General features: G+C 47.4%; 8 protein-coding genes and 3 rRNA genes. 9 read left to right on the plus strand and 2 right to left on the minus strand.

Features of this window, described 5'->3' with window-relative positions; translation table 11 throughout:
- Positions 1-157 precede the first annotated feature (157 nt).
- The 6 genes from MKY54_RS03210 (at position 158) to MKY54_RS03235 (ending at position 8,085) form a co-directional block, all read left to right on the plus strand.
- Positions 158-1,715, plus strand: a 16S ribosomal RNA gene (locus MKY54_RS03210).
- Positions 1,716-1,976: 261 nt separating this feature from the next.
- Positions 1,977-4,903, plus strand: a 23S ribosomal RNA gene (locus MKY54_RS03215).
- A 128-nt stretch (positions 4,904-5,031) separates the two neighbouring features.
- Positions 5,032-5,148: ribosomal RNA gene (gene rrf, locus MKY54_RS03220) — 5S ribosomal RNA — on the plus strand.
- Together the 16S, 23S and 5S rRNA genes form the textbook arrangement of a ribosomal RNA operon.
- A gap of 238 nt (positions 5,149-5,386) precedes the next feature.
- Positions 5,387-6,139 carry an acyl-ACP thioesterase domain-containing protein gene (locus MKY54_RS03225; RefSeq protein ID WP_076187248.1) on the plus strand — a complete coding sequence of 251 codons (753 nt, stop codon included), beginning with the start codon at positions 5,387-5,389 and terminating at the stop codon, positions 6,137-6,139.
- Between the two features lie 196 nt (positions 6,140-6,335).
- Positions 6,336-6,923, plus strand: coding sequence for an RNA polymerase sigma factor (locus MKY54_RS03230; protein ID WP_076128449.1), 588 nt, complete (start codon positions 6,336-6,338; stop codon positions 6,921-6,923).
- On the plus strand, positions 6,898-8,085 hold the full coding sequence (locus MKY54_RS03235; RefSeq protein ID WP_076128451.1) for a DUF4179 domain-containing protein: 1,188 nt from the start codon (positions 6,898-6,900) through the stop codon (positions 8,083-8,085). Before MKY54_RS03230 ends, MKY54_RS03235 begins: the two co-directional genes overlap by 26 nt.
- Positions 8,086-8,190: 105 nt before the next feature.
- Here the strand turns inward: MKY54_RS03235 and MKY54_RS03240 are convergent, their stop codons facing one another.
- The gene (locus MKY54_RS03240) at positions 8,191-9,108 is read right to left on the minus strand and encodes an AraC family transcriptional regulator (RefSeq protein WP_339189441.1); all 918 of its coding nucleotides are present in this window, start codon (positions 9,106-9,108) and stop codon (positions 8,191-8,193) included.
- A gap of 50 nt (positions 9,109-9,158) precedes the next feature.
- Positions 9,159-9,605 carry a tRNA (N6-threonylcarbamoyladenosine(37)-N6)-methyltransferase TrmO gene (gene tsaA, locus MKY54_RS03245; RefSeq protein ID WP_076128454.1) on the minus strand — a complete coding sequence of 149 codons (447 nt, stop codon included), beginning with the start codon at positions 9,603-9,605 and terminating at the stop codon, positions 9,159-9,161.
- Positions 9,606-9,732: 127 nt separating this feature from the next.
- Here tsaA and MKY54_RS03250 point away from each other — a divergent pair, with 127 nt between their 5' ends.
- The 3 genes from MKY54_RS03250 (at position 9,733) to MKY54_RS03260 (ending at position 13,608) form a co-directional block, all read left to right on the plus strand.
- A complete protein-coding gene (locus tag MKY54_RS03250) occupies positions 9,733-11,868 on the plus strand; it encodes a DNA topoisomerase III (RefSeq protein ID WP_076128456.1) in 2,136 nt (711 codons plus the stop codon).
- Positions 11,869-12,029: 161 nt separating this feature from the next.
- Positions 12,030-13,253 (plus strand): MFS transporter, encoded by a 1,224-nt coding sequence (locus MKY54_RS03255; RefSeq protein WP_081393633.1) that lies wholly within the window; start codon positions 12,030-12,032, stop codon positions 13,251-13,253.
- Between the two features lie 91 nt (positions 13,254-13,344).
- The gene (locus MKY54_RS03260; RefSeq protein ID WP_036680925.1) at positions 13,345-13,608 is read left to right on the plus strand and encodes a DUF1294 domain-containing protein; all 264 of its coding nucleotides are present in this window, start codon (positions 13,345-13,347) and stop codon (positions 13,606-13,608) included.
- Positions 13,609-13,620: the final 12 nt, after the last annotated feature.

Genomic DNA, 13,620 nt, shown 5'->3' on the forward strand with positions numbered 1-13,620 from the left:
AAGAGTTGCTGCTGAGACATTAAACGGCGCCAACGAGAACTTGATCTTTGAAAACTGAACAACGAGTGAGTAGGAAATCACGTAAGTGAAATCCAAAATTAGAGAATTAATTTTCTCGTCAGATGTTTCAAAATGAGCATATCGCTCTTTTCAATACTAATTGGAGAGTTTGATCCTGGCTCAGGACGAACGCTGGCGGCGTGCCTAATACATGCAAGTCGAGCGGAGTTACTTTGAAAGCTTGCTTTCAAAGTAACTTAGCGGCGGACGGGTGAGTAACACGTAGGCAACCTGCCCTTCAGACTGGGATAACTACCGGAAACGGTAGCTAATACCGGATAATTTCTTTTTTCTCCTGAGAGAAGAATGAAAGACGGAGCAATCTGTCACTGAGGGATGGGCCTGCGGCGCATTAGCTAGTTGGTGGGGTAACGGCCCACCAAGGCGACGATGCGTAGCCGACCTGAGAGGGTGAACGGCCACACTGGGACTGAGACACGGCCCAGACTCCTACGGGAGGCAGCAGTAGGGAATCTTCCGCAATGGGCGAAAGCCTGACGGAGCAACGCCGCGTGAGTGATGAAGGTTTTCGGATCGTAAAGCTCTGTTGCCAGGGAAGAACGTCCGGTAGAGTAACTGCTACCGGAGTGACGGTACCTGAGAAGAAAGCCCCGGCTAACTACGTGCCAGCAGCCGCGGTAATACGTAGGGGGCAAGCGTTGTCCGGAATTATTGGGCGTAAAGCGCGCGCAGGCGGCTATTTAAGTCTGGTGTTTAAACCTTGGGCTCAACCTGAGGTCGCACTGGAAACTGGGTGGCTTGAGTACAGAAGAGGAAAGTGGAATTCCACGTGTAGCGGTGAAATGCGTAGATATGTGGAGGAACACCAGTGGCGAAGGCGACTTTCTGGGCTGTAACTGACGCTGAGGCGCGAAAGCGTGGGGAGCAAACAGGATTAGATACCCTGGTAGTCCACGCCGTAAACGATGAGTGCTAGGTGTTAGGGGTTTCGATACCCTTGGTGCCGAAGTTAACACAGTAAGCACTCCGCCTGGGGAGTACGGTCGCAAGACTGAAACTCAAAGGAATTGACGGGGACCCGCACAAGCAGTGGAGTATGTGGTTTAATTCGAAGCAACGCGAAGAACCTTACCAGGTCTTGACATCCCTCTGAATCCACTAGAGATAGTGGCGGCCTTCGGGACAGAGGAGACAGGTGGTGCATGGTTGTCGTCAGCTCGTGTCGTGAGATGTTGGGTTAAGTCCCGCAACGAGCGCAACCCTTAACTTTAGTTGCCAGCAGGTAATGCTGGGCACTCTAGAGTGACTGCCGGTGACAAACCGGAGGAAGGTGGGGATGACGTCAAATCATCATGCCCCTTATGACCTGGGCTACACACGTACTACAATGGCCGGTACAACGGGAAGCGAAGCCGCGAGGTGGAGCCAATCCCATCAAAGCCGGTCTCAGTTCGGATTGCAGGCTGCAACTCGCCTGCATGAAGTCGGAATTGCTAGTAATCGCGGATCAGCATGCCGCGGTGAATACGTTCCCGGGTCTTGTACACACCGCCCGTCACACCACGAGAGTTTACAACACCCGAAGTCGGTGGGGTAACCCGCAAGGGAGCCAGCCGCCGAAGGTGGGGTAGATGATTGGGGTGAAGTCGTAACAAGGTAGCCGTATCGGAAGGTGCGGCTGGATCACCTCCTTTCTATGGAGAATCGTTCTCTGCAATGAGGACATTCAAATCGGAAGCTCAGCTTCCAAAACTCAGGTTTAGGCCTGTTACTCACTCGTTGCTCAGTTTTGAGAGTTTAAGCTCTCAGTAAGACTTGATCCTTGAAAACTGGATACCGAAACGAATTTGCGTTTTAGAACATCTTTTAGCAACTTGTGCAAACAAGTAAATGTTATTAGTGAGATGATTCCAAAGAGAATGTCATCGTATGATATTTTCCTGCGGAAAAATCAAGGTTAAGCTAATAAGAGCACACGGAGGATGCCTAGGCGCCAGGAGCCGACGAAGGACGTGGCGAACAACGAAACTGCCTCGGGGAGCTGTAAGCAAGCTTTGATCCGGGGGTGTCCGAATGGGGAAACCCAGCTGTGGTAATTCGCAGTTACTCATACCTGAATACATAGGGTGTGTAGAGGCAGACCAGGGGAACTGAAACATCTAAGTACCCTGAGGAAGAGAAAACAATAGTGATTCCGTCAGTAGCGGCGAGCGAACGCGGAACAGCCTAAACCTAAGAGCTTGCTCTTAGGGGTTGTGGGACGTCTCACATGGAGTTACAAAGGAATATGGTAGGTGAAGAGGTCTGGAAAGGCCCGCGATAGAGGTAAAAGCCCTGTAACCTAAACTGTATTCTCTCCGAGACGGATCCCGAGTAGTGCGGGGCACGTGAAACCCCGTATGAATCCAGCAGGACCATCTGCTAAGGCTAAATACTACCTGGCGACCGATAGTGAAACAGTACCGTGAGGGAAAGGTGAAAAGCACCCCGGAAGGGGAGTGAAATAGAACCTGAAACCGTGTGCTTACAAAAAGTCAGAGCCCTATTAATGGGTGATGGCGTGCCTTTTGTAGAATGAACCGGCGAGTTACGTTTAACATGCAAGGTTAAGCCGAGAAGGTGGAGCCGCAGCGAAAGCGAGTCTGAATAGGGCGACTTAGTATGTGGACGTAGACCCGAAACCGTGTGATCTACCCCTGTCCAGGGTGAAGGTGCGGTAACACGCACTGGAGGCCCGAACCCACGTACGTTGAAAAGTGCGGGGATGAGGTGGGGGTAGCGGAGAAATTCCAATCGAACTCGGAGATAGCTGGTTCTCCCCGAAATAGCTTTAGGGCTAGCCTCGGTATAAGAGTAGTGGAGGTAGAGCACTGATTGGGTGCGGGGTCCGCAAGGATTACCAAGCTCAGTCAAACTCCGAATGCCATATACTTATTGCCGGGAGTCAGACAGTGAGTGCTAAGATCCATTGTCAAAAGGGAAACAGCCCAGACCATCAGCTAAGGTCCCCAAGTGTGTGTTAAGTGGGAAAGGATGTGGAGTTGCACAGACAACCAGGATGTTGGCTTAGAAGCAGCCACCATTGAAAGAGTGCGTAATAGCTCACTGGTCGAGTGACTCTGCGCCGAAAATGTAACGGGGCTAAACACACCACCGAAGCTATGGCTAGATACGTATGTATCTGGGGTAGGGGAGCGTTGTGTAGGGGTTGAAGGTGTACTGAAAAGAGCGCTGGACACTACACAAGTGAGAATGCCGGTATGAGTAACGAAAAGATCAGTGAGAATCTGATCCGCCGAAAGCCCAAGGTTTCCTGAGGAAGGCTCGTCCGCTCAGGGTAAGTCGGGACCTAAGGCGAGGCCGAAAGGCGTAGTCGAAGGACAACAGTTTGAAATTACTGTACCACCGTAATCCGCTATGAGCGATGGGGTGACGCAGGAGGGTAGTGACGCGGACTGATGGATGTCCGTCTAAGCAGTGAGGCTGATGTGTAGGCAAATCCGCACATCGTTAAGGCTGGGCTGTGATGGGGAGCGAAAATTATAGTAGCGAAGGTCATGATCTCACACTGCCAAGAAAAGCCTCTAGCCAGGAGAAGGTGCCCGTACCGCAAACCGACACAGGTAGGCGAGAAGAGAATTCTAAGGCGCGCGGAAGAACTCTCGTTAAGGAACTCGGCAAAATGACCCCGTAACTTCGGGAGAAGGGGTGCCCCGGTAGTGTGAATAGCACGAGGGGGCCGCAGTGAAAAGGCCCAAGCGACTGTTTAGCAAAAACACAGGTCTGTGCGAAGCCGCAAGGCGAAGTATACGGGCTGACGCCTGCCCGGTGCTGGAAGGTTAAGGGGAGTGGTTAGGGGTAACCCGAAGCTATGAACCGAAGCCCCAGTAAACGGCGGCCGTAACTATAACGGTCCTAAGGTAGCGAAATTCCTTGTCAGGTAAATTCTGACCCGCACGAATGGCGTAACGACTTGGGCGCTGTCTCAACGAGAGATCCGGTGAAATTTTAATACCTGTGAAGATGCAGGTTACCCGCGACAAGACGGAAAGACCCCATGGAGCTTTACTGCAGCTTGATATTGAATTTGGGTACGATCTGTACAGGATAGGTGGGAGCCGTAGAAATCGGAGCGCAAGCTTCGGTGGAGGCGCCGTTGGGATACCACCCTGATCGTATCTAGGTTCTAACCTAGTACCCTTATCGGGTACGGGGACCGTGTCAGGCGGGCAGTTTGACTGGGGCGGTCGCCTCCTAAAGAGTAACGGAGGCGTTCCAAGGTTCCCTCAGAATGGTTGGAAATCATTCGCAGAGTGCAAAGGCATAAGGGAGCTTGACTGCGAGACCTACAAGTCGAGCAGGGACGAAAGTCGGACTTAGTGATCCGGTGGTACCGCATGGAAGGGCCATCGCTCAACGGATAAAAGCTACCCTGGGGATAACAGGCTTATCTCCCCCAAGAGTCCACATCGACGGGGAGGTTTGGCACCTCGATGTCGGCTCATCGCATCCTGGGGCTGAAGTAGGTCCCAAGGGTTGGGCTGTTCGCCCATTAAAGCGGTACGCGAGCTGGGTTCAGAACGTCGTGAGACAGTTCGGTCCCTATCTGTCGTGGGCGCAGGAAATTTGAGAGGAGCTGTCCTTAGTACGAGAGGACCGGGATGGACGTACCGCTGGTGCACCAGTTGTTCCGCCAGGAGCATGGCTGGGTAGCTACGTACGGACGGGATAAGCGCTGAAAGCATCTAAGCGTGAAGCCCCCCTCAAGATGAGATTTCCCAATTAGTAAGACCCCTTGAAGACGACGAGGTAGATAGGTTGGAGGTGGAAGTGCAGCAATGCATGGAGCTGACCAATACTAATCGGTCGAGGGCTTATCCTATACGTAGAATGCAGATTTGTTTCGGATTCAGTTTTCAGGCATCAAGCCTGTAACACGCTTAGAAATTCATTCTCACTTCTGGTGATGAACCGAATTTCACGCGGCAGCGTCTGTTTCACAGATGCATGTTTGGTGGCGATAGCGGAGGGGTTCCACGCGTACCCATCCCGAACACGACCGTTAAGCCCTCCAGCGCCGATGGTACTTGGACCGAAGGGTCCTGGGAGAGTAGGACGTTGCCAAGCACACGAAGCCATTGTTGATTTATCAACAATGGCTTTTTTGTTCCCTTTATCGCTTAATTTAAATAATGTGGATAAGTTATGGGGAATTAACGAAATTATAAAAGTTACTAACATGTGGATGAAATAATAAAATATATTCAAAAATGAAAGTAGTCCCCAATTTATGTGGATAGAGCAGTGGTATATGTGGATACTTCAAGTAAATGCAAGGATATTTTGCATGGCAGGAGGATAAACAATGGACAACAGTAGCAATCTTGTGTGGATAGAAGATTTTTCTGTACATGCGAGCGACACGGATTATCGTTCGCAGGGTAAGTTATCCTTTATTCTGGATATCATGCAATGTGCGGCAGACTTCGCAGTGGGTAATTTGGGGATAAGTGTGGAAGAAATTCTGAATGCAGGAATGGGCTGGATGATGATTACGTTAGATCTTGATTTTAAGCGTATTCCCCGCCCGAATGATGTGCTTAGCGTACATACCTGGAGTAAAGGAACTAAAGGGGCACTGTGGCAACGGGATTATCGTATTTTCGATGCAGATCATATAGAAATCGCCACAGCACGATCCATATGGGCTTTAGTAGATATTGAGAAGAGAAGGATACTTAGACCGAATGCCCTTCCGGTTCAGGTTAAGCACTATAATGGCGATTCAGTAGGCGATATGCCTGTTAAGGTAACGATCCCTTCTGATATTACTATGGAAGAAGCTTATCGGTATCAGGTAAGATATAGTGGGCTTGACAGCAACGGACATTTGAATAATGCCCGATACGGGGATTTATGTTGTGATGCGCTCACTTTAGCGGAATGGGATAATGCAGAGTTCACACGCTTCCGGATTACTTATCTACAAGAAGCTAAGTTTGGGGATGAACTGACTATTTTACGTTCAGCTGTAACGGATGATGGTATATATGTACGCGGTCAGAATAGTGATACTGTATATTATGAAGCATGTATAGCGTTAAAAAGTGTCCAATAGTACGAATAAGTAAGTAATTTATAAATATGGAATATTATTATAAAAGCGATTTCTCCGAACATCAATCGGGGCAATCGCTTTTTTTATTGAAAACGGATGATGTTTCTAACATATTTGGAAAATTTTTTTGAGCCTGTCACAATTAAAGGGATCACATTCGTTATATAGTTGTAGTCAATAACAAGGAGGTGATTCTTTGGAACGTCGCAGCCCCGGGGTCCAAGTGAATCAAACAATAATTGAAGAGGCTATCGATCAGGTACTTGCGGGTAACCGCGAAGCCTATAGAACTATAATACAAGCCTATGAAAGAAAGATTTATACGTATTGCTATTATATTTTGAGAAGTCATGAAGAAGCAGAGGATGCTGTGCAAGATATATTTGTAAAAGTGTATCAGGAACTCAGACGTTATGAGAAACGAGTCTCTTTTAGTGCATGGCTGTATAAAGTGGCCTATCATCATTGTCTGGATCAGGTTCGCAAACGCAAGCGAAGAAACCGTCTGTTGTCGCTATATAAAGAGCAGCAGCCCAAAGCCTATTATAATCCTAACGATGAGGAGCCATTGCAGAAGTTATTTATGGATGACCTGACAGCCGAAGAGAGCAATCTCCTGATTCTTAAGGTGGTTGAGCAGTACAGCTTTGAAGAAATGGGTCAGATTATGGATTGTAATTCAGCTACTTTACGCAAGAAATTTGAACGTCTACGCAAAAAGTTAGTCCGGCAAAGAATGAATGAAGGAGGCAGCCCTCATGGAGAAATGGCAAGATCGAACTGAAAGTCAGAAGATGGAGCACATTCGTCAAACATTCCAAAATCATGAAATGCCGGTAGACAGTTTCAGCGATTCAATTATGAAGCGAATAGGAGACGAGGGAATGGAAAAACGAGCGTCAAGAAAGAATGGAAATAAGTTTCTGAAAAAATCATTGGTGGCTGCCTCGGCAGCAGCAGTGTTGGGTGCGGGGATAATCGGTAGCGGATTTGTATCCCCGGTCATGGCTGAAACATTGAAGCAGATTCCTGTTGTAGGAAGTATTTTTAAGGGGATTGACGATAAAGGTCTAAATGCTGCTGAGGAAAAAGGATTATCTACTGCCCCTAACCAAAGCGTTACCCATGATGGAGTGACCTTAAAGGTTACCGATGCCTATTATGACGGCTCGCGGTTGGCTTTTGCGATTGAACGGGAAGGCATTGATAATGATAAGATGATGGCTGAGATGATTATTGAACCGATTGAGTTCGATCCATCGCTAACAGAACAACATGCGAAAGTGACAATGAACCAGTCCGAAAAAGGGTTGTTGGGTTCAGCAGAAGTGAAATTGCCGAATGGGAAAAAACTGGAGAGCCAAATGTCATCTTTTGGTGATGTTGAGGGAAAAAAGAATGCTATTTTATACGATTACAGAAATCTAAATAATATAGAGGCTTTGGGGGATGAATTTGAATTAAGCATCAGTGTGCCGGTTACACAAATTGCAGAGCCTTTTGTAATCAAGGTGCCGGTGAAAAAAGTAACGGAAGGAATTATCAAGCTTGATCTGAACCAAACAAAAGAGGCAGAAGAATTCAGTTATACGATTACCAAGCTGGAATTAACTCCAGCCACAAGCAGATTACAGCTCAGCGAAGAAGGTAAAGCGCCAACTGTGAAAGAAAAGGATGGATACACAACCTCTGAAATGTTCTATGAAATTGTTGATGAACTAGGTAATGCGTTCTCATCGGGTGGGTCATTTAACTTGCCAGCTATAGTCTATCCTTTGGTAGACAAAGATTTCATACCGTTCGCGCAAACACCAAAGACAATTACAGTTAAGCCGTTTACTTACTCCATTGATGAAAATCATAAAGCATTAAGGGATGAAGAAGGAAAACAAGTTAAACATTATTATCCGGAGCTTGAACAAACGATTCAGGTGGAGCAAAAGTAACTATTAATCCCATAAGCAAAAAAGCCCGTGTCTGCATAGCAGATACGGGCTTTTTGTTAAAAAATGAGAATTTATAAGCTGAAAAACTATAATATCTTTATATTTCTAAGAGTAACGGTTGTCATCTATAAAAGACGACAACGTAGTCTCTTCTTGTAAAAATTCTAATGGAATGTAGATTTCACTCACCGAGTTTTCGTTATCTGGTCCAAGGTACAATTCACCATAATATTCCAATTCAAATGGAATGGACATCCTGTATTCTGTTTTCGGCAGCCAGATTCCGTAGATATATTTATAGGTAGAAGGGATATCACAAGAGCGGCCTTTATGGATGAATTTCAGATAACGTATGGGTGGTAAGATCTGAAGGGGGAAAGTCTGATTGTGGTCTGCTTTTATAGGACTAAGTTCGCAGGCACACATGATCGAAAACCCATTACTCTCATAGTCATCTGGCCAGAAGCCAAGCTGATAATATTTTTCAGGCTGTATTCTATCCGATATAGTGGCTACCTTATTGAAAAGCAAAGGCCAAGTATCAGAAATGACGGAGAAGTCTAGGTCTACTTTAACTACGGGTCCTTGAAGTATAATTTCTCCGAAATCAACGAGCTGAAGGGAGAGATCACTATCAGAAAGGACTTGAAGTAGATCCTGTTCATATAGTCTAGGGAGCAAAGGGAGTTTCGTTTCAGTAAGTCTTTTTCGAACAAGAGAGGGAGTCGTGTGCAGCATTCTTTTGAAGGCACGCGTAAAGGTCTCATAGTTACTAAAGTTATAGTCTAAGGAGATGTCTTGGAGTGAACGTTCTGGCATTCGATGAATGTCTAAGGCTGCTTCAGTGATTTTGCGTCTGGCTATATAGTCGCCGGGTGCTATCCCAGTGACTGCTTGAAATAGACGGGTGAAATGATAAAGGGAGTATCCCATTTCTTTGGAGAGGACAGCTACAGGAAGAAACGTGGTTAAGCGATCCTCAATGAGATCTAAGGCTTGAATGATTAGTTGGCGATTGTTCAAGAGATGTCCTCCCATAACAGTTAATAGAAATGGTGTCTAGCACGATTACTTCAATGATTTGCTGTCCAGTCGCCCCAAGCAGCAGCCCAATCGGGAACAGTCACTTCCATTACGCGATCTGCACTAGGAAAATAGGCTTTGATGTCGAGAACCGGTGTGCCCGGATAGGCATCAAGCCCGGCCACCTCTACTATTCCAGAGTCTACATCGACAGACAGGATTGCTGCTACACTTAGCCCAATCGGATTAGGGCGAATAGGGGAACGGGAAGCGAATACTCCAGTTAAGGTCGCATCATAAGGAGGCTGAATCTGTGTAGTCTGCCGGAAATGATCCTCTGCAAACTCATGCAGCCACCAAAGTACTTGGCAATGACTAAACTGAGATAAACCTTTAAGCGCTGGTCTGAATTCCGGGTTGATTTCAAGCCGCAAATTATGTGCTGTACCTCTAACCGATCCTATAGATAATATATTATAGCTTTCTTGTTCATTCATTGACTATGACTCCTTTCGGGTATCAGATATGATCTAGTGTATAACAGAGGCATACGGTAAAGCCTGACGATATTTGCTAACATTCATTTAATGCTATAATGAAATTTGATGTGGAAAGGGGAGCATTATGAAGACACTAGTATTGGCGGAGAAGCCGTCTGTTGCACGCGAGATTGCACGGGTCATGGGATGCAATAATAAACAGAAGAGTTATATTGAAGGTCCAAAATATGTGGTTACCTGGGCGCTGGGTCATTTGGTCGGCCTGGCAGAGCCAGAGGATTATAATAAAAAGTTTGCAACTTGGGCCTTGGAGGATCTGCCGATTTTGCCGGAGAAGACCAAGCTGAAGGTGCTGCGGGAGACCAACCAGCAATATAAAGCTGTCCAGCACCTAATGAAGCGTCAGGACATTGAGGAGCTTATTGTTGCTACAGATGCTGCCCGTGAAGGGGAGCTGCTGGCTCGTTGGATTATGAATATGGCAGGGTGGAAAAAGCCATTCCGGCGGTTATGGATATCCTCGCAGACTGATAAGGCAATTAAAGAGGGATTTGCAAAACTCCGTCCGGGCCGGGAATTTGATCGGTTGTATGAATCTGCACGTTGCCGCGCAGAGGCGGATTGGATGATTGGACTGAATGTCACAAGAGCTTTGACCTGTAAGTTCGGTTCGCCGCTCTCAGCAGGACGGGTACAAACGCCGACATTAGGGATGATCATGGATCGTGAACAGGAGATTACGGGTTTCCGTTCCGTCGATTTTGAGACGCTGACTGCTGATTTTGGGGATTTCCAAGCGGCATGGCGGGCCAGTAACGGTGATGGTCGAATATTCGAAAAGGATAAGACAGCCAGCTTAAAGGATAAGCTTACAGGACGCAGCGGCCGTATTATTAAGGTACAGAAGAGTGAGAAAAGTGAACCTCATCCACTGGCTTATGATCTGACTGAACTGCAGCGTGATGCGAACCGGAAGTTCGGCTTCTCCGCGAAGCAGACCTCCAGTGTGCTGCAGCGGTTATATGAGCAGCATAAACTTGTCACATACCCGCGTACGGACAGTCGTTACTTAACTTCAGATATGACGGGCACACTCAAGGAAAGACTGGATAGTGTTGCGGTCGGTCCATATGCAGCGTTAGCACGTCCATTGCTGCGCAAGCAGCTGCCGATTACGAAGCGAATCGTGGATGACAGTAAAGTCAGTGATCACCACGCTATTATTCCTACAGAACAGACCGTATTGTTAAATGGTCTGAGTACTGAAGAACGTAAGTTGTATGATCTGATTGTGCGGCGTTTTATAAGCTTGTTCTATCCGCCAGCTCGTTATGATGCGGTAGCTGTAACCGTCAATGTGGAAGGCGAAAGCTTCCATGTCAAAGGGACGACAGTAAAAGATGCCGGCTGGCGCGAAGTATACGGCGGGGATATGAGTAGTGATGACGAGGAGGAATCTGCGGACGAGCCGGCAGCGGGCAGTGTAAAGCTGCCTGAGCTGCGCGAAGGGGCTACTGTCACGATTGGCCGCTGTATGGTGCGTGCTGGCCGAACACAGGCACCGAAGCGTTATAATGAAGCTTCGCTGTTGACGCAAATGGAGAAGCACGGCCTCGGAACCCCGGCTACACGCGCGGATATTATTGAGAAGCTGGTAAGCTCCGATACGATTGAGCGGCAAGGTAATCTCCTGCATCCGACAGGAAAAGGTAAGCAGTTAATCGAGCTGGTATCCACTCAGCTACGAACCCCGGATCTAACCGCACGTTGGGAAGCTGAGCTGGAGAAAATAGCGCGTGGTCAAGGCAAACCGGAGCTCTTTTTACAAGGTATCCGCAGTATGGCACAGGAATTGGTAACAGGTGTGAAAACTAGCGGAGCAGAATATAAGCCGCATAATGTCTCTAACAGTCATTGTCCGGAATGCGGTACAAGACTGCTCGAGAAGAAGGGCAAACGAGGGAAGCTGCTGGTGTGTCCTGCAGATAATTGTGGTTACACCCGTGCAGGTGAGAAAAGACTATCGAATCGCCGCTGCCCACAGTGCCATAAGAAAATGGAGCTTAAAGAGGGTAAAGCAGGCATGTTCGTACAATGTCTAGGCTGTGGAATCACAGAGACCTTAGATAAGGATCACAAGCATGTTAATAAACGTGAACAGCAAAAGCTGGTGCAGCAATACAGCAAGCAGGAAAGCATTGGTTCTAACCTTGGGGAACTGCTGAAAGCAGCGCTTGAAGGACAAAAGAAGGATAAGTAGTAGGAATCATCGGATGGTTAGCTTCAATTAAAACGAATGATTAGAATAATGAAGGCTGCTGAGTGTGCTCAGCAGTCTTTTTTCTATCCTAGTAAGTTTATGTGGTCTACGGATAGGCTTTGAATTAGAATGGTAAGCAAATGAGTGGAGCAGGTGATTAGGTGGCAGCTGAGCAGCAGGCGAATCCGTTGAAAGCGGCAGATCGCCCACAGGGGCAAGGAAGCAGCAGGTTTTTCTTTTTGGTTATTGTATTTATGTTTTGGTTCTCTTCTTATATTTATGTGCCGGTGCTTTCACCATATGTTGAGCATTTGGGAGCATCGTATTTTATGGTGGGCATGGTGCTTGGGATATATGGGTTAATGCAGATCCTATTCCGTATACCCATTGGCATCGGTTCAGATTATTTAAATAGGCGGCGGCCGTTTATCTATCTGGGATTGATTGCGAGTGGAGTCAGCTGTTTTCTTTTTATGTGGGGAGCACAGCCGGGTTGGGCGTTGGCAGCACGTGCGGTATCCGGGATAGCAGCATCGGCATGGGTTGTGTACTCTGTGATGTTCGCAGGTTATTTTCCAAAAGAGGAAGCTGGAAAAGCGATGGGCATGCTGCAATTCACTACAGTAATCGCCCAATTGACCAGCATGATGATCAGCGGCTATATGGTAGAGCATTGGGGCTGGAATGCCCCCTTCCTGATTGGTGGAATTGTAGCTATTGCGGCACTAATACTTGCGCTTCGGTTACCGGAACAAAAGCAGGAAAAACGGCAAAATGCCATACAGATCAAGGAACTGGCTGGTGTCGTAAAGGAACCTCTGCTGGTAAGAGTATCACTGTTGTCTGTGCTGGCGCACTGTGTGCTATTTATAACGATGTTCGGATATACTCCGAACCAGGCGCTGAATATCGGAGCAAGCAAAGAAAGCTTGGGCTGGCTAACACTCGCTTTTATGATTCCGCATGCCATCGCAACGCTCTACGGCTCACGTCTGTTTGGAGGGCTGCTGGGTGATAGAGGGAAGCTTATGCTAGGCTTTGCGGGAAGCGCACTGTTTACGCTGCTCATTCCTTCTATGCCGACGTTAGCGGCGCTTTGTCTGACTCAGGTGGGGAATGGTTTTATGCAGGGACTTATTTTTCCGCTGCTGTTGAGTAAATCCGTATCAGAAATAGATCCTTTTAAACGGGCTACAGCTATGGGCTTCTATCAGGCCGTTTATGCGATAGGGATGTCAGCAGGGCCATTCGTAGCAGGTTGGATGAGCTCTGTATATGGCTTGACCGGAGGATTCTGGTTAGGTGGAATTGCGGCGGTGTTGGCTACAATTTTATCCTGGGTATGGATGAAGGATACGAAGCAGAAGCAGCTAAAAGAAACTTAACAGACTTGGCAGAGCGTGTAAGGATGATTGGTTTTTTGTGCAAAAGGGGAATATAATAGAGATAGGAAGCAAGGAGGAGGAGCCCGGGAGAATGGTCAAGGTTGTAATGTTGTGGTTTGTGGTAATTAATATTATCGGGTATGTAGTGATGTCCGAGGACAAGAACAAAGCCCGCAAAAGGCGGGAACGTGTACCTGAGAAAACACTTTTTCTGCTGGCAGCCATGGGCGGTGCACTAGGTGTGCTGATTGCCATGTACCGTAAGCGCCACAAGACGCGTCATACATCCTTCAGGATCGGAATTCCGCTTCTGCTGCTGCTGAATATTTTTTTGTACAGCTATTTTTTAAGATAATAGTCTTTAGGA

The sequence above is a fragment of the Paenibacillus sp. FSL P2-0121 genome (genome assembly GCF_037975345.1).
Classification (GTDB): Bacteria; Bacillota; Bacilli; order Paenibacillales; family Paenibacillaceae; genus Paenibacillus_AQ; species Paenibacillus_AQ odorifer.

What these genes read in the sequence shown, in the direction of transcription:
- MKY54_RS03225 (WP_076187248.1), top strand. Translation starts at nt 5,387, where the DNA reads ATGGACAACAGTAGCAATCTTGTGTGGATAGAAGATTTTTCTGTACAT.
- MKY54_RS03250 (WP_076128456.1), top strand. Translation starts at nt 9,733, where the DNA reads ATGAAGACACTAGTATTGGCGGAGAAGCCGTCTGTTGCACGCGAGATT.
- tsaA (WP_076128454.1), bottom strand. Translation starts at nt 9,605, where the DNA reads ATGAATGAACAAGAAAGCTATAATATATTATCTATAGGATCGGTTAGA.
- MKY54_RS03235 (WP_076128451.1), top strand. Translation starts at nt 6,898, where the DNA reads ATGGAGAAATGGCAAGATCGAACTGAAAGTCAGAAGATGGAGCACATT.
- MKY54_RS03260 (WP_036680925.1), top strand. Translation starts at nt 13,345, where the DNA reads ATGGTCAAGGTTGTAATGTTGTGGTTTGTGGTAATTAATATTATCGGG.